Annotated in this window: 14 protein-coding genes; 9 read left to right on the top strand and 5 right to left on the bottom strand. The window is 70.5% G+C overall.

Translation table 11 applies throughout. From position 1 onward, the window contains the following. Positions 1-146 precede the first annotated feature (146 nt). On the top strand, positions 147-701 hold the full coding sequence (locus tag DJ73_RS12640) for an NYN domain-containing protein (protein ID WP_241881434.1): 555 nt from the start codon (positions 147-149) through the stop codon (positions 699-701). Positions 702-715: 14 nt separating this feature from the next. Here DJ73_RS12640 and DJ73_RS12635 read toward each other — a convergent pair whose 3' ends face one another. Then, positions 716-1,378 carry a S26 family signal peptidase gene (locus tag DJ73_RS12635; protein WP_094526780.1) on the bottom strand — a complete coding sequence of 221 codons (663 nt, stop codon included), beginning with the start codon at positions 1,376-1,378 and terminating at the stop codon, positions 716-718. Positions 1,379-1,523: 145 nt separating this feature from the next. On the opposite strand from DJ73_RS12635, the gene gcvT reads away from it, so the two are divergent. Then, positions 1,524-2,705, top strand: a complete 1,182-nt coding sequence (gene gcvT / locus DJ73_RS12630) for a glycine cleavage system aminomethyltransferase GcvT (protein ID WP_094558137.1) — start codon at positions 1,524-1,526, stop codon at positions 2,703-2,705. Between the two features lie 18 nt (positions 2,706-2,723). Here the strand turns inward: gcvT and DJ73_RS12625 are convergent, their stop codons facing one another. Then, entirely contained in the window at positions 2,724-3,374 is a 651-nt protein-coding gene (locus DJ73_RS12625) for a hypothetical protein (protein ID WP_094558136.1), read from the bottom strand. Positions 3,375-3,604: 230 nt separating this feature from the next. Here DJ73_RS12625 and fdhF point away from each other — a divergent pair, with 230 nt between their 5' ends. Further along, positions 3,605-5,752: a formate dehydrogenase subunit alpha gene (fdhF, locus tag DJ73_RS12620; protein WP_094522331.1), complete on the top strand. Its 2,148-nt coding sequence runs from the start codon at positions 3,605-3,607 to the stop codon at positions 5,750-5,752. 68 nt (positions 5,753-5,820) lie between these two features. Here fdhF and moaC read toward each other — a convergent pair whose 3' ends face one another. Both moaC and DJ73_RS12610 read right to left on the bottom strand, forming a co-directional pair. After that, positions 5,821-6,333, bottom strand: a complete 513-nt coding sequence (gene moaC, locus DJ73_RS12615) for a cyclic pyranopterin monophosphate synthase MoaC (protein ID WP_094558135.1) — start codon at positions 6,331-6,333, stop codon at positions 5,821-5,823. Beyond that, positions 6,326-7,798, bottom strand: a complete 1,473-nt coding sequence (locus DJ73_RS12610) for an NAD(P)H-hydrate dehydratase (RefSeq protein ID WP_094558134.1) — start codon at positions 7,796-7,798, stop codon at positions 6,326-6,328. Before DJ73_RS12610 ends, moaC begins: the two co-directional genes overlap by 8 nt. Before the next feature lie 325 nt (positions 7,799-8,123). On the opposite strand from DJ73_RS12610, the gene DJ73_RS12605 reads away from it, so the two are divergent. The 3 genes from DJ73_RS12605 to DJ73_RS12595 all read left to right on the top strand — a co-directional run bounded on the left by DJ73_RS12605 (position 8,124) and on the right by DJ73_RS12595 (position 11,405). Further along, entirely contained in the window at positions 8,124-9,158 is a 1,035-nt protein-coding gene (locus DJ73_RS12605; protein ID WP_094522334.1) for a glycosyltransferase, read from the top strand. Beyond that, on the top strand, positions 9,159-10,808 hold the full coding sequence (locus tag DJ73_RS12600; RefSeq protein WP_094558133.1) for a DUF2070 family protein: 1,650 nt from the start codon (positions 9,159-9,161) through the stop codon (positions 10,806-10,808). Positions 10,809-10,940: 132 nt separating this feature from the next. After that, positions 10,941-11,405: a pyridoxamine 5'-phosphate oxidase family protein gene (locus tag DJ73_RS12595; RefSeq protein ID WP_094522336.1), complete on the top strand. Its 465-nt coding sequence runs from the start codon at positions 10,941-10,943 to the stop codon at positions 11,403-11,405. A gap of 69 nt (positions 11,406-11,474) precedes the next feature. On the opposite strand, the gene DJ73_RS12590 is transcribed toward DJ73_RS12595, so the two are convergent. Further along, complete coding sequence (locus DJ73_RS12590; protein ID WP_094522337.1) at positions 11,475-12,488, bottom strand: lysylphosphatidylglycerol synthase transmembrane domain-containing protein; 1,014 nt, start codon at positions 12,486-12,488, stop codon at positions 11,475-11,477. 123 nt (positions 12,489-12,611) lie between these two features. Between DJ73_RS12590 and DJ73_RS12585 the strand changes: the two genes are divergently transcribed. Genes DJ73_RS12585 through DJ73_RS12580 form a run of 3 tightly spaced genes read left to right on the top strand, consistent with a single transcriptional unit; the run spans position 12,612 to position 14,577 of the window. Beyond that, positions 12,612-13,478, top strand: a complete 867-nt coding sequence (locus DJ73_RS12585) for a hypothetical protein (protein WP_094522338.1) — start codon at positions 12,612-12,614, stop codon at positions 13,476-13,478. Further along, positions 13,460-13,585, top strand: a complete 126-nt coding sequence (locus DJ73_RS21005) for a hypothetical protein (protein ID WP_254921647.1) — start codon at positions 13,460-13,462, stop codon at positions 13,583-13,585. Before DJ73_RS12585 ends, DJ73_RS21005 begins: the two co-directional genes overlap by 19 nt. After that, positions 13,582-14,577, top strand: coding sequence for a glycosyltransferase family 4 protein (locus DJ73_RS12580; protein WP_094522339.1), 996 nt, complete (start codon positions 13,582-13,584; stop codon positions 14,575-14,577). Before DJ73_RS21005 ends, DJ73_RS12580 begins: the two co-directional genes overlap by 4 nt. Positions 14,578-14,636 lie beyond the last annotated feature (59 nt).

The following is a 14,636-nucleotide window of genomic DNA, read 5'->3' as shown; positions in this document are numbered from 1 at the left end:
TAATTCTCCGTATATTCACTACGGTCGTCAATCAGGTGGTAAAACGGATATAAGGTGTATAACGCCGCTGGCGACGCGGGGAACGGAGCGGTCGGCGGTCGTCTCGGACCAGCACGCATATTTCCGCCCGCCGCCGACCCCGACGCATGGAATCCAGTCGGGAGGACGAGGAGCCGGTCGGCGTGGCGCTGTTCGTCGACGGGCCGAACGTGTTGCGCGAGGAGTTCGACGTCGACCTCGACGACGTCCGACGGGCGGCCGAGGCCGAGGGGCCGCTCGTGACGACGCGGCTCTACCTCGACGAGCACGCGACCCCGGGGCTGATACAGGCCGCGGAGGCGCGCGGGTTCGAGGTCGTGATCACGAGCGGCGACGTCGACGTGAAGCTCGCGGTCGACGCCGCCCAGTTCGCGGCCGAGAACCGGATGTCCGTCCTCGCGATCGCCTCCCGCGACACCGACTTCAAGCCCGTCGTCGAGACGGCGAACGGCTACGGGATCCGGACCCTCGCCATCGCGCCCGGCGAGTTCGGGCGGTCCGACGCCCTGCGGAACGCCGCGACCGGGTCCGTGACGCTCGACGAGGTCGGCGCGGACGACGGGGAGGCCGGCTCGGACGGCGGCGAGCCCGGCGAACCGAACGCGGTCGAGGGGGACGCGGCGATCGGGTCGGACGCGGCCGCGGACTCCCAACCCGAGTAACGTCCGGCACCGAGCTACCGCCGCCCGCCGCCGCGTCCGCGACCCGCCCACCCGATCAGCACCGCGCCGAAGCCGCCCGCGATCGCCGCGGCGCCGCCGATACCGACGGCGGTCGGGAGGAGCCCGAGGCGGGCGATCGCGGCGTCGACGCCGACCCGGAACCAGCCGAGGTTCGGGACCGACACCAGCGCCTTGGCGGAGATCCACTCCTCCCGGACGACCGGGGCGATCCCCGCGCTCTGGTCGTACTCGCCGTTCGCGTCGCCGAAGGTGATGTAGCCGTCGTAGGGCGCGGGACAGCTCGCCAGGTCTGCGCAGTCGCCGTCGAGCAGCGCGGGGTCAGCGCGGTCGGTCCAGTCCTCGCCCGCGCTGACCCGGAACGCGAGCCGGTGGAGGATCGGCCGCGTCTCCCCGTCCGGGGGGTCGAACACCACCACGTCTCCCGCGCCCCCGAGCCGCGCGGGCGCGTCGGGCTCGGCGTGTCCGACCAGCCCGCGCCAGGGGAACCGCTCCGTCGCGGTGACGACCACGAGGTCGCCGCGTTCGACGGTCGGCTCCATGCTCCCGCTCTCGACGGCGACGAACGGGGGCCACACGCCCGCGGCCGCCGCGACGACGAGCGCCACGAGCAGGACCGCCGCGGCGGGCGCGAGGAGTTCGGAGACGTTCCGCTTCACGCGAGTCAGGGAGTGGGGAAGCGGCTTGAGCCTGTCGGCGCCCCCGCCCCTTCCGGCGGCGGTCGGGCGCCGAGACCCTGCGACTCCGGGCGCCGAGACCGCCCCGATGGCAAGACCTTAGGCGCGTCCCGGCGACCGTTCGGCCATGACCGATCGGCTTCCACCCCTCCACGAGACCCACGAGGCGCGCGGCGCGAAGTTCACCGACTTCGGCGGCTGGCAGATGCCGGTCGAGTTCGGGTCGATCCGCGAGGAGCACGCCGCGGTCAGAGAGTCCGTCGGCGTCTTCGACGTCTCGCACATGAGCGAGGTCGAGGTGTCCGGCCCGGACGCGACGGCGCTGATGAACCGCCTGACGACCAACGACGCGGCGGCGCTCGACCCGGGCGACTCGCAGTACGCGGCGATCACGGACGAGGAGGGGGTCATGCTCGACGACACCGTCGTCTACCGGCTCCCTGACGGGATCGAGGCCGGGACGGGCGCCGACGCGCTGGCCGGCATGGACCGCGACCTCGACGCCGCCGCCGGCGACCCCGCGTACCTCTTCGTCCCGAACGCGGGCCACGACGACCAGATGACCGACCGGTGGACGGAGTACCGCGACGAGGCGGGGCTCGACGCGACCGTCGCGAACGTCACCGACGACTGGGCGATGCTCGCGGTGCAGGGCCCGGACGCGGCCGACGCGGTCGACGACGCGACCCCCGCCGACCGCGTGGTCGGCCTCCCGAAGTTCGAGGCGACGGTCGCCGCGGTCGCGGGCGCCGACAGCTGGGTCGCCCGAACCGGATACACCGGGGAGGACGGGTTCGAAATACTGTGTCCGACCGACGCGGTCGAAGGCGTCTGGTCGGCGTTCGCCGGCGAAGGCGGAGCCGAGCCGGCCGCACAGCCGTGCGGGCTCGGCGCGCGAGACACCCTCCGGACGGAGATGGGCTACCTCCTCTCCGGGCAGGACTTCGACCCCGACGACGAGCCCCGAACCCCCTACGAGGCGCGGATCGGGTTCGTCGTGAAGCTGGACACGGAGTTCGTCGGCCGCGACGCGCTCGAGCGACAGAAGGCGGAGGGGGTCGACGAGCGGTTCGTCGGCGTCCGCCTCCTGGAGCGCGGCGTCCCCCGCGGGGGCTACGCGGTGACCGACGGCGACCTCACTCGGATTGGACACCTCACCTCCGGGACCATGAGCCCGACGCTCGACGAGCCGATCGGCCTCGGCTACCTCCACGAGAGCTACGTCGAGCCGGGGGCCGAGGTGAGCGTCGTCGTGCGCGGCGACGAGAAGCGCGCCGAGATCGTGATCCCGCCGTTCCTCGACCGGTAGCCGTCCGGCTACTCGCGGTCACCCGTCGGCGTCGCCGCCCTCGCCGCCGAACTCCTCCGCGTACACCCGCTGTATCACCATGTAGAGTCGCCAGTGGTCGACGCCGAGCCGGTCCGCCAGCGTCCGGGCCGCGTCGAGGTAGCGGTCGTACGCCGCCGGCGTCATCGGGTCCGGATACGCCGGGTCGAGGTCGGTGAGCGCCGCGACGACTCGCCACTCGCGGTCGCCGACGACGAGGAACCGGTCCGGGTCGAGGAACCAGAGCAGCGCGGAAGCGATCGCGACGTCGACGCCGGGCAGGTCCGCGAGCGCGTCGAGGGCGCGGTGGTGGGCGGGCGCTCGCGGGTCGCCGTCGCCGCCCTCCTCGGGGGCCGCCTCGTCGAGCGCGTCGATCGCGTCCCACATCGCCCCGCGGAGCTCGCTCGGGTCCGCGTCCTCGACGGCCCCCTCGACCGCCCGACGCTCTTCCTGGTCGATCGCGTCGACGCGGCGCCGGAAGTACCAGCGGACGACCCACTCGACGTCCCGCCTGCCGTAGTCGCCGGCGCGGAACGCGTCCGGGAGCGTCTCGATCGACTCCGCCTCGACCGGGTGGAAGGGGGCGGTCTCGCGGTACGTCTCGACGTGCTCGTCCACGCGCGTCTCGACGTCGGCGAGTGTCGCGTCCATACCGGCCGAACGCCGGCCGTCGACAAAACGGTTCGGCGGGCGTTGGCGGCGAGCGTCCGGAATGCGAGCGTGCAGCGAGGGGGCGTTGGGAGCGGGCGTCCGGAGTCCGAGTCGGCCTTCGCGGGCGCGCCGCCCCCGCTCACGACGCATCACACTGTTGAAACGACCGATACACTGATGCAGGAGGCATCACAAATCGTGATATATGACTGCACGTCAGGGTGAGTACCATGTCGACTGAGGGAGACGAGGCGGTGAAAACGATCTGCCCGTACTGCGGCGTCGGGTGCGGGATCAAGGTGAACCAAGGCGACGACCCCGGCGACGTAAACTTCATGCCGTGGGGCGAGGCCCCGGTCAACGAGGGGCGCGTCTGCATCAAGGGCGGCGCGGCGACGCAGGTCGTCGACCACGAGGACCGTCTCACGGAGCCGCTCATAAAGGAGGACGGCGAGTTCCGCGAGGCGACGTGGGAGGAGGCGTACGACCGGATCGTCTCGGAGATGGAGCGTATCCGGGACGACTACGACCCCGACGCGATGGGCTTCTTCGGGTCCTCGAAGACGATGAACGAGGAGAACTACCTCCTCCAGAAGCTCGCGCGCCGGTACGGCACCAACAACGTCGACAACTGCACGCGGATGTGCCACGCCTCGACGGTGTGGGCGCTCCGGACCAGCCTCGGCGCGGGTGCGATGACGAACAGCATGGAGGACCTCGAGGAGGCGGCCGACGTGTTCTGGATCCAGGGGGCGAACCCGGGCGAGCAGCACCCGATCGCCAACAGCCAGTACTTCCGGCAGGCCGTCCTGGAGGGCGCGACCGTCATCCAGGTCGACCCCCACGCGAACAAGACGACCCGGTCGTTCGAGATCGACGAGACCGACCGGCACATGCACCTCCAGTTGAACCCGGGAGCCGACATTCCTCTGCTCAACGTCGTTCTGAAGACGATCCTCGAACGCCACGAGGAAGAGCCCGACGCGGGCTGGATCGACGAGGAGTTCGTCGAGGAGCGCACCGAGGGGTTCGAGCACTTGAAAGAGACGCTCGCGGACTTCGACAAGGAGGCGGCCGCCGAGGAGGCGGGCGTCCCCCTCGAGGACATCGAGCTCGCCGCGGAGAAGTACGCGATGGCGAACAACGCCGCCATCTTCACCGGGATGGGGATGAGCCAGCACACCTGCGGCGTCGACAACGTGCAGAACGAGATCAACCTCGCGCTGATCACGGGGAACCTCGGCCGGCCCGGCACCGGCGTCAACCCGCTCCGCGGCCAGAACAACGTCCAGGGCACGTGTGACGTCGGTGCGATGCCGAACGTCCTACCGGGCTACCAGCTCGTCGACGACGACGAGGCCCGGAAGAGCGTCGAGGACGTTTGGGGCTTCGAGGTGCCCGACGAACCCGGGCTCACGAACGTCGAGATCTCCCACGAGGCGGGCCACTCCGTCCACGGCCTGTACGTCATGGGCGAGAACCCCGTCATGAGCGAACCCGACGGCAACGAGGTCGAAGAGCGGCTGAAGTCGCTGGAGTTCATGGTGGCCCAAGACATCTTCATGACCGAGACCGCGAAGTTCGCCGACGTCGTCCTGCCGGCGACGACGTGGGCAGAGCGCGGTGGCACAGTCACCAACACCGACCGCCGCGTCCAACGGATGCGCGGCGTCGACACGGTCCACGAGAACACGAAGCACGACCTCGACATCCTGATGGAGGTCGGGAGCCGCCTCTTCAGCGAGGACGAGTTCCGCTTCGAGGACGCCGAGGCCGTCTTCGAGGAGCTCCGCCGGGTGTGTCCGAGCTACCACGGGATGACCTACGACGCGCTCGGCGAGGAAGGGATCCAGTGGCCCTGCTACGAGGAGGGCGACGAGGGCGATCAGTACCTCTACGAGGACTCCTTCGACACGGAGAACGGCCTCGGTCAGATCGAGGGCGTCCGCCACCAGCCGCCGGCCGAGGTGCCGGACGAGGAGTACCCGCTGATCCTCACCACCGCGCGACTCGAGGAACACTACAACACGGGGACGATGAGCCGGCGCTCGCCGACGCTGTCGCGTCAGCACCCGGAGAACTTCGTCGACGTCCACCCGAACGACGCCGCGGAGTACGGCATCGAGGACGGCGACGTGGTCACGCTCCGCTCCCGTCGCGGCGAGATCGAGGTGAAGGCGCAGGTGACCGAGGACATCAAGGAGGGCGTCGTCTGGACGACGCCGCACTTCGCCGCCGCCTCGGCGAACCGCCTCACGAACGACGTGCTGGACGACCGCGCGAAGATTCCGGAGTACAAGGCCGCGGCGGCGGACATCGCGGTTACCGTGACAGACGGCGGAGAGTCCGCGGACGACGCGGAGCCCGCGGACGACTGACGGGACGGACCGCTCCCGTCCGCACCGGGACCGTCGCTTCCGGCCCGCCGTCGCCTCGCCCGGAGCGGTTACCCGTCGATCGCCCGCTTCGTCTTCTCGACGACCTCGACGTCCGCGATCCGCGTGTCGGGGTAGCCGCCGTCCGCGTCCTTCTCGGCGGCCTTCACCATGTCCCAGACCGTGTTGAGCCCGGTGGTGACGCCCTCCAGCGCCTCCATCTCACAGCCGGTCTTGCCGGTCGTCTCCACCGCGACGGTCAGCTCGATCCGGTCGTCGCCGACCGCGAAGTCGGTGTCGACGTTCGTGATCGGGATCTGGTGACACATCGGGATCGTCTCCCACGTGTGTTTGACGGCCTGCACGGCGCCGATCCGAGCTGTCGCGAGCACGTCTCCCTTCCCGACCTCGTCGGCCTCGACGGCCGCGATCGTCGAGGGCGTCAGTCGGATCTCGCCGCGCGCGACCGCGAGGCGGCTCGTGTCCGGCTTCGCGCCGACGTCGACCATCCGGACCTCGCCGGAGTCGTCGGTGTGGGTCAGCTCGTCGGCGGCTCCGTCGGCGGGCTCGCGCTCGTCACTCATCACGCATCGCCTCGGGAAGCCGGTCGGGTAAGTCCGTCGCCACGAGGCCGTTCCCGCGGGCGGCGGCCGCGGCGTCGCCGGCCCGCCCGTTGACGTACGCCCCGATCGCGGCCGCCCGGAACGGGTCGGTGACGGCCGCCAGCGCGCCGACGGTCCCGGCGAGCACGTCGCCCGTTCCGCCGACCGTCATGCCCGGGTTCCCCGTCCGGTTCAGTCGCACGGCGTCGCCGTCGCCGTCGCTGATCACGTCGACCGCGCCCTTCACGAGCAAGGTGTGACCGAGGTCGGCGGCGAACGCCCGAACGAGCGCCGCGCGCTCGTCGGGGTCGGCCGCGGTCTCGCCGCCCATCCCGACGAGTTCGCCCTGATGGGGCGTACAGACCAGCGTCGCGTCGGTGTCGACCTCGGGGACCGCGCGGAGCGCGTCGGCGTCGACCACGGCCCGGCCGTCGTAGCCGGCGAGGAACTCGCGGACGAACTCCAGCGTGGCGTCGTCGTCGCCCAGTCCCGGCCCGAACACGACGACGTCGTTGTCGGCCGCCAACTCCGCGACGCGGTCGACGTGGGCCGGGCCGAGCCGGCCGCCCGGGAGCCCGCGGACGATCAGGTCGGCCGAGTACCCCTGCACCTCCCGCGCGACGGTCTCCGGGCAGGCGACGCGCACGAGGTCGGCGCCGGCCCGGAGCGCGGCCCGCGCGGCCAGCGACGGCGCGCCGGTGTAGGGGCCGCCGCCGACGACGAGCACCTCGCCGTTCTCCCCTTTGTGCGAGTCCGGGTCGCGACCGAGCGCGAGCAGGTCGCCGGGCCCGGTGTACCGCTCCGCGGCCGCCGGGATCCCGATGTCCGCGACCGTCACCGCGGCGTCGAGCGCGCCGAGCCCCGGCTTCTCGTCGTGGAAGGTGACGACGCGGTCGGCCTCGACGCGACGGCCGGCGTCGGCCCGGCCGTCCGAACCGCCACCGGCTCCCGTCGGTTCGCCCGTGTCGGCGTCGATCCCGGAGGGGACGTCGACGGCGACGACCGTCGCGTCGCTCTCGTTCGCCAGCCGCGCCGCCGTCCGCTCGGGCTCCCGGAGCGCGCCCGTGACCCCCGTTCCGAGCATCGCGTCGACGACGACGTCGGGGTCGCCGAGCGACAGGTCCGCCGAGTCGGTGACGGTCTCGGTCGGGATCTCGGCCGCGTCGAGCGCCGCCCAGTTCTCCCGCGCGATGTCGCTGCGGATCGATTCCGGCCGGCCGAGCAGGTGCACCGTCGCGTCGTACGCGGAGAGGAACCGCGCGGCGACGAACGCGTCGCCCCCGTTGTTCCCGCGCCCGCACAGCAGCGCGACCTCGGCGCCCGAGTCGGCGACGGCCCGGACCTCGCGAGCGACCGCGTTGCCCGACGACTCCATCAGCTGCTTGCGCGGCACGCCGAGGGCGGCGGCGTTGGCGTCGACCGCGGCCATGCGTTCCGTCGATATCATGCCTCTGGATCCGCGCCCCGTCGGATTAAGCGTGGGGTCGCGGCGAGGTAGCGGCGAGCGGGCGGCGAGGGGGGTGGCAAGGGACGGCCGCAGGCCGGCCCCGGCGACTCGGTCGCGCTCGGAATGAAAATGTTGAAGCTTTTCGGTGGGGAATCCGGGAGACAGAACCCGTGCGACCCGCTGCACATCCAGACGCGCCGACGCGGCCCGACCGGCTCCCGTCCGCCGCGGACGCGGCGGTCGGCGGATCGGCTCGTCAGAACGTCGTCCGCACCCCTCCGCAGAGCGGTCTCCGGCGGACGACACGCGAACGACGGACCCTCGTATGAACATCGGATTCTTCACAGACAGCTACTTTCCCGGCGTCGACGGCGTCACCTACACGATCCGCGCGTGGCGGGATCGCCTGGAGGACCGGGGCCACGACGTGTTCGTCGTCTACCCGGCGAGCAGCCACGAGCCGGACGAGCGGGAGATCCCCGTGCGGTCGCTGCCGAACCCCTTCTACCGCCAGTACCGGGTTCCCGTCTACCGCCGGCTCTCCACGCTTCCCGACCTCGACGTGGTCCACTGCCACGGTCCCGCGTCGACCGGACTGATGGGACGCCGGTACGCGAAGAAGCGCGGCGTGAAGTCGGTGTACACCCACCACACGCCGGTCGAGGACTACTTCGTTCAGGGGCTGAAGCTGGAGTCGCTCTCCGACGTCGCCGGGCGCCTGTACGTCGCCTACGAGAACCGGTTTCTCAGCTCGTTCGACTGCGTCACCGCGTCGACGTCGCGGATCCGGCGGGACGTGGCCCCGCGAAAGCTCCCCGTCGGTATCGAGATGGAGACGTTCCGCCCCGTCGAGGACTCGCGGTTCGAGCGCGACGGGCCGACCGTCGGCTACAGCGGCCGGATGACCCGCAACAAGAACGTCGACGAGATACTGCGACTGGCCGAGCGGATGCCGGACGTGCGCTTCGAACTCGTCGGAGAGGGGCCCGCGCGTGACGCCCTCGAACGCGACGCCCCGGACAACGCCCGGTTCCGAGACTTCCTCCCGCGGGAGGATCTGCCGGCGTTCTACTCCGCGCTCGACGTCTTCGCCACCGCCTCGACCTGCGACACTCTCGGTCTCTCGACGCTGGAGGCGAACGCCTGCGGGACGCCGGTCGCCGCGGCCGACGTCTCCCCGTTCGACGAGACCATCGGCGAGGCCAACGGCGCCCGCTTCGCGTACGGCGACCGCGACGACATGGAGCGCGCGGTCAGGGACTGTCTCGACGGCGATCGGCGGACTCGGGAGGCGGTCGAGGGGTTCTCCGTGACGCGCACGATAGACGAGCTCGAGTCCATCTACGGGGTGTCCTCGTAGATGGGGGCGGACAACGTCGACGTCTTCCAGCGCCTGGTGTTCAGCGTTCCGCCGCTGAAGGTACAGATACCGGCGCTCGTCGGGCTCAGCGGCGTGTACAGCCTCCTCGCCTTCGTCGCGTTCTCGATGTTCACGCCGCTCTCCCCGGCGCCGTCCAGCGTCCTGCCGGTCGCGGTCCTCCTCTTCCTGCTCCCCTTCCTGTTCGCCGGGGAGCTGTTCCACCGGCTGCTGCCTAGCTACCCCCGGTCGTGGAGCTTCTTTCTCGCCGCCGTCAACCAGTTCGTCCTGTTCGTCTACTCGCTGGTGCTCTCCGGCGCCAACGACGTCGGGAACGTCTGGAGTATCGTCTGGCTCCTCTTCATCACGATCTACCTGATCAACATCCTCGCGCTCGTCGTCTCGACGGGGATCGACCGCTACAAGCGGATCCTCCTCGTGTCGCTCGCGGAGCCGGCGGCGCTGATCGCGGCCTTCTACGCGTTCGCGGGCGGCGACCTCGGCTTCTCGACGTACCGTCACGTGTTCGCGTTCGCGTCGCTTTTGATCGCGGCCGCGTTCCTCGTGTCGGTGCTCGCCCTCGTCGACTACCTCATCCGGAGCAACACGGACGTCTCCGCGTTCGCGCTAACGTCCGGGATCCTCCGCAACGACCGGGAGTCGTTGGACCTCGGCGTCGAGGCCGAGCCCGTCGTGGAGACCCTCGCGATCGACAACGGGCGACGGCTGACGCTCGCCGCCCCGTGGGTCCACCCCGGGCCGCTGGGCGGGTTCGGGGGCGGTCAGCTCAGCGGGAACGTCATCGAGGCGCTGAACGAGGGCGAGAGCCACGGCTTCTTCCTCCACGTCCCGTGCACGCACAAGGAGGACCTCTCGAACCCGACCGACGCCCGGAAGATCCTCGACGCCGTCGCCGATCCCGACGGCGTCGGTCGCGCCTCCAGGCTCGTCCACGAGGACTACGGCGAGATCGAGTTCTACGGGCGACGGATCGGCGACAAGCAGGTCGTCTACCTCCACAGCGAGGGGATCGACGACTACGACACCGGGGTGTTCATGCGGGACGTCGACGAGTCCGAGGTGCTCTTGGTCGACCTCCACAAGCACGACATCCAGGACGGACCGACGAAGGAGGTGCAGTACGGCTCCAGCGAGGCCGACCGACTGAAAGACCGCTTCGACGACTTCCGCGAACGGCTCGCCGAGGAGTCGCTCCACGGCTACGCCGCCGGGTTCGCGGTCGAGCGCACCGATCAGGACATGATCGCGGTGGTCGAGACCGTCGACGGCCAGGACGTGCTGACGATCGGGATCGACACGAACGGCGTCACGCCGGACATCCGCGAGATGGAGGACCGCTACGGGGAGGCGTTCGACGAGGTCCTCGTGTTCTCGACGGACACCCACGCCTCGATCTACGAGCTCGCGAACATGAAACAGTCCAACGTCGACGCCCTCGAAGCGGCGATCGAGCGCGCACTCGACGACGTCTCGCCGGCGACGGTCGGGCTGGAGAGCCGGAAGACGGACCCCCTCAAGCTCCTCAAGAACGACTACAACGGGCTCGTGTTCAGCGTCAACATCCTCATCCGGCTGACGGTGATCGCGCTGCTGACGCTGTACGCGCTGCTCGTGCTGTGGCTGTTCTTCTGAACGAGCTAGACCGCGGGCGATCGTTCGGAATACGGTACGCGTCGCCGCCGTGGACGGAACCGAGGCCACGGGTCCGGAGAGACCCGACGACGGCCGCGATGGATTTAGGTTGTCTCTGACACATGTGCGCGCATGACACGACTGACGGGCGAGGCGCTCGACGACGCGGCGATCGAGTCGTTTCTCGAAACGCAATCGGTGGGGACCCTCTCGTTGGCGAAGGGGAACGAGTCCTACGCTATCCCGGTGTCGTTCACCTTCGACCCGGACGACCGAGACGTCTACTTCAGGCTCGGATACGCCCCGGGAAGCCGCAAGCGGGAGTTCATCGACGCGACGGAGCGCGCGACGTTCGTCGTCGCCGCCGAGACCGAGGCGGGCTGGAAAAGCGTCCTCGCGCGCGGCGAGCCGGAACACCGCAGCACCGTCGACGACTTAGACACTCACCGCCCGAGCGACCGCTCGGTCAGTCAGGCTGAGCGCGAGATGGAGATCCCGTTTTATCACGTGTTCGACGCGCCGGCGGACGCGGTGTTCGCGCTCGTGCGGCTCCAAGCCGACGAGCTGACCGGCGTCGTGGAGGCCGACGGTCGCTGAGGGCGAGCGCAGGGACCCCCTCTCCTCTCCCACCGACGGGACGCTGGTCCGGGTCGTCGCGCGCCTCGCTCACCGCATCGCGTCGATCCCGATCGCCGAGACGGAGATCCCGCCGATCAGCGTCGGGAGCCAGTAGACGGCGCCGCGGAACACGAGCACGGCGGCGGTGACGGTCGCCGCGGCGACGCCCGTGGTCGGGACGAGCAGCGCGACGAACGCCGCCTCGATCCCGCCCAGTCCGCCGGGCAGCGGCGTGGCGCCCGCGACGTACGCCAGCGGGACCGCGAACAGGGCGACCTCCGGTGCGATGGGACTGCCGACGGCGGCGAACGCGACCGCGAGCGCGGTCGCCTGGAGCGTCCACCCCGCGAGGGAGAGCCCGACCGCGGCCGCGAGGCGCCGGGGTCTCGTGCCGACGCGCTCGATGTCCTCGAAGAAGTTCCGCAGGCGCGTCGCGAGCGCCGTCTCGACCGCGGCGGCGTCGAACCGCCGCAGCCGACCGAGGAGCCCGCCGACGGCGGCCGGGAGGCGGTCGACGAGCTCCCGACGGTAGCGCCAGCCGAGCGCGATCGCGGTCGCGATCGACGCGATCAGCGCGACGGCGACGGCGACGGCGACCTCCAGGCGCTCGCCGATGGCGGCGGTGGCGGCGTAGGCGCCGACCCCGAGGAAGACTAAGGAGATCGAGGGAACGACGTTGAGCACGTCGACGCTCGCGATGCCGACGAGCCCCGTCTCGTATCGCGAGCCGGACACCTTCGCGATGAGCGCCGCGGTGACCGGCTCGCCGCCCGCCTGTCCGAAGGGCGTGACGTTGTTCGCGAAGACGGCCCCCGCGTACACGAGGAACGACGTCGCGACCGGGAGGTCGACGTCAAGCGAGCCGAGCACCGTCCTGAGCATGAGGCTCCACGCGATCAGCCAGCAGAGCGCGAGCCCGAACGTCGCCGCGACCAGCCAAGGGTCGGACGCCAGCAGCGCGTCGACCACGCGGCCGGCGCCGACGACCGCGAACAGCACCGCGAGAATCGCGACCGCCGCGGTCCCGCCGATGACCAGTCCGCGCCGGCGGTTTCCGTCCATACGGTGCGGTGCGTCGGTGGCGAACTTGAAACGTCTGATCGCGGCCGTCCGGCGATTCCGGGACGGCGGCCGACCGAGCACCAACAAGAATACAACCGTCGGTGGAGAAGCGTCGCGCAACCTATGGAAGACCAGCGGTTCCTCGAGTCAGAGTGGGACTACTGTCTGGTCCTCGACGCGTGCCGCTACGACGTGTTCGAGGACGTGTACGACGAGTACCTCGACGGCGACCTCGAGAAGCGCTGGAGCGTCGGCTCGTCGACGCCGGAGTGGGCTTACCGGACGTTCACCGGCGACCACGACATCGCCTACTTCTCCGGCAATCCCTTCATCAACGACCTGGGAATCCCGCTGAACGAGCTGAAGTGGGGCGCGAGCTGCGACTACGAGTGGACCGCCTCCGAGCACATCAGCGACATCCACGACGTCTGGAAGACCGGGTGGGACGACGACCTCGGCACGGTCCCCCCTGAGGGGATCGCGGAGGCGTTCCGGAACAACGCCGAGGCGGTCGAGCGGGCCGACCGCACGGTGCTCCACTACATGCAGCCGCACGCCCCCTACCTTTCCCGCGGGAAGGGCCAGAAGCTCAAGCAGATCCAAAAGGGTATCAGAGAGCAGGAAGCTGAGGAGGCGGCCGGCGACGACGACGACGGCGGCGGACTCCTCTCCTCGCTCAGCGACACGGTCCGGCCCAAGATCGAGAGCCGGCTCGACGACAGCGAGTTCGCGCAGAAGGCGGGGCTGTGGCTGGAGCTCGACCCGGCCGACCTCGTCACGGACGGCACGCGCGTCACCGCGCTCCGCCTCTACGAGGAGAACCTCCGGATCGCCCTCGAATCCGTCGCGGAGCTGGTCGAGGAGCTCGACGGGACCGTCGTCGTCACCGCCGACCACGGCGAGGCCTTCGGCGAGGAGGGCGTCTGGGAACACCACATCGAGACGCACATCCCGCCGCTGATGGAGGTCCCGTGGCTGGAAGTGAACTGAACGCTACGGAGCCGACGCCGGCGTCGCCCCTCGCGGTCGCGTCCGCGACCGTCGCCGACTCGACCGCCGCGGACTCGACCCCCGTCCCGTCCTCGATTCCCCGATGAAGGTCAGCCACTACTTCGAGTTCGAAGACCACGTCACGGGCGGGATCCGCGAGTCGGTCGTCCACCAGCGGAAGATGCTCGACCGGGTCGGCATCGAGTACACCACGGCCCCGACCCTCGACGCCGACGTGCTCCACTGCAACCTGATGGGACCGCGCTCGGCGTGGTACGCGAAGCGCGCGAGCGACCGCGGCGTTCCGGTCGTGGCGCACACTCACGTCACCGCGGAGGACTTCGGCGACAGCTTCCGGTTCACGAACGCGCTCGCGAAGCCGCTCCGGCCCTACCTGCGCCGGGCGTACGGGCTCGCCGACGCGCTCGTCTGCCCCTCGGAGTACAACCGCGGCGTGATCGAGGGGTACGCGGACGCCCCGACGACCGTTATCTCGAACGGCGTCGACCGCGAGAAGCTGGCGGGCTTCGAGTCGCTCGAAGCGGAGTACCGCGAGCGGTACGACCTAGAGCCGCCGACCGTCTTCCTCGTCGGCCACGTGATCAAGCGGAAGGGGTTAGAGACGTTCGTCGATGTCGCCCGCGCGCTCCCCGACGTCGACTTCGCGTGGTTCGGGCCGCTCGACCTGTCGCTGAAGGGCCGCGAGACGACCCGGCTCATCGAGGAGTCGCCCGACAACTGCAGGTTCACGGGGTTCGTCGACGACGTCCGGGGCGCGTTCGCCGCGGGCGACGTGTTCCTGTTCCCGACCCACGAGGAGAACGAGGGGATCGCGCTGCTGGAGGCGATGACCGCCGGCAAGGCCGTCGTCGTCCGTGACATCGAGACGTTCTCGTGGCTCGACGACGGCGAGGACTGCCTCAAGGTCGGCCCCGTCGACGCCGACTCCGAGACCGAGGCGTTCGCGGACGCGATACGTCGGCTCTCGGACCCCGCGCTCCGCGAGCGACTCGGGGCGAGCGCGGCCGCCCGCAGCGAGGCGTTCTCGCTCGACGCCATCGCGGAGCGGTACCGGTCGCTCTACGACGGGCTGATCTGAGGGCCGATCGCCCGCCCTCGGGGGTTTCGGTCACTCGCCGGCAGTGTTGTCCAAACCGC

This window comes from Halorubrum sp. Ea1 (assembly GCF_002252965.1).
Lineage (GTDB): Archaea > Halobacteriota > Halobacteria > Halobacteriales > Haloferacaceae > Halorubrum.
Note: the sequence above shows the minus strand (reverse complement) of the source record. Positions and strands in the feature narration are given on the sequence as shown.

What these genes read in the sequence shown, in the direction of transcription:
- DJ73_RS12610 (WP_094558134.1), bottom strand. Translation starts at nt 7,798, where the DNA reads ATGATATCGACGGAACGCATGGCCGCGGTCGACGCCAACGCCGCCGCC.
- DJ73_RS12640 (WP_241881434.1), top strand. Translation starts at nt 147, where the DNA reads ATGGAATCCAGTCGGGAGGACGAGGAGCCGGTCGGCGTGGCGCTGTTC.
- DJ73_RS12580 (WP_094522339.1), top strand. Translation starts at nt 13,582, where the DNA reads ATGAAGGTCAGCCACTACTTCGAGTTCGAAGACCACGTCACGGGCGGG.
- DJ73_RS12585 (WP_094522338.1), top strand. Translation starts at nt 12,612, where the DNA reads ATGGAAGACCAGCGGTTCCTCGAGTCAGAGTGGGACTACTGTCTGGTC.
- fdhF (WP_094522331.1), top strand. Translation starts at nt 3,605, where the DNA reads ATGTCGACTGAGGGAGACGAGGCGGTGAAAACGATCTGCCCGTACTGC.
- DJ73_RS12600 (WP_094558133.1), top strand. Translation starts at nt 9,159, where the DNA reads ATGGGGGCGGACAACGTCGACGTCTTCCAGCGCCTGGTGTTCAGCGTT.
- gcvT (WP_094558137.1), top strand. Translation starts at nt 1,524, where the DNA reads ATGACCGATCGGCTTCCACCCCTCCACGAGACCCACGAGGCGCGCGGC.
- DJ73_RS12605 (WP_094522334.1), top strand. Translation starts at nt 8,124, where the DNA reads ATGAACATCGGATTCTTCACAGACAGCTACTTTCCCGGCGTCGACGGC.
- DJ73_RS12590 (WP_094522337.1), bottom strand. Translation starts at nt 12,488, where the DNA reads ATGGACGGAAACCGCCGGCGCGGACTGGTCATCGGCGGGACCGCGGCG.
- moaC (WP_094558135.1), bottom strand. Translation starts at nt 6,333, where the DNA reads ATGAGTGACGAGCGCGAGCCCGCCGACGGAGCCGCCGACGAGCTGACC.
- DJ73_RS12625 (WP_094558136.1), bottom strand. Translation starts at nt 3,374, where the DNA reads ATGGACGCGACACTCGCCGACGTCGAGACGCGCGTGGACGAGCACGTC.
- DJ73_RS12595 (WP_094522336.1), top strand. Translation starts at nt 10,941, where the DNA reads ATGACACGACTGACGGGCGAGGCGCTCGACGACGCGGCGATCGAGTCG.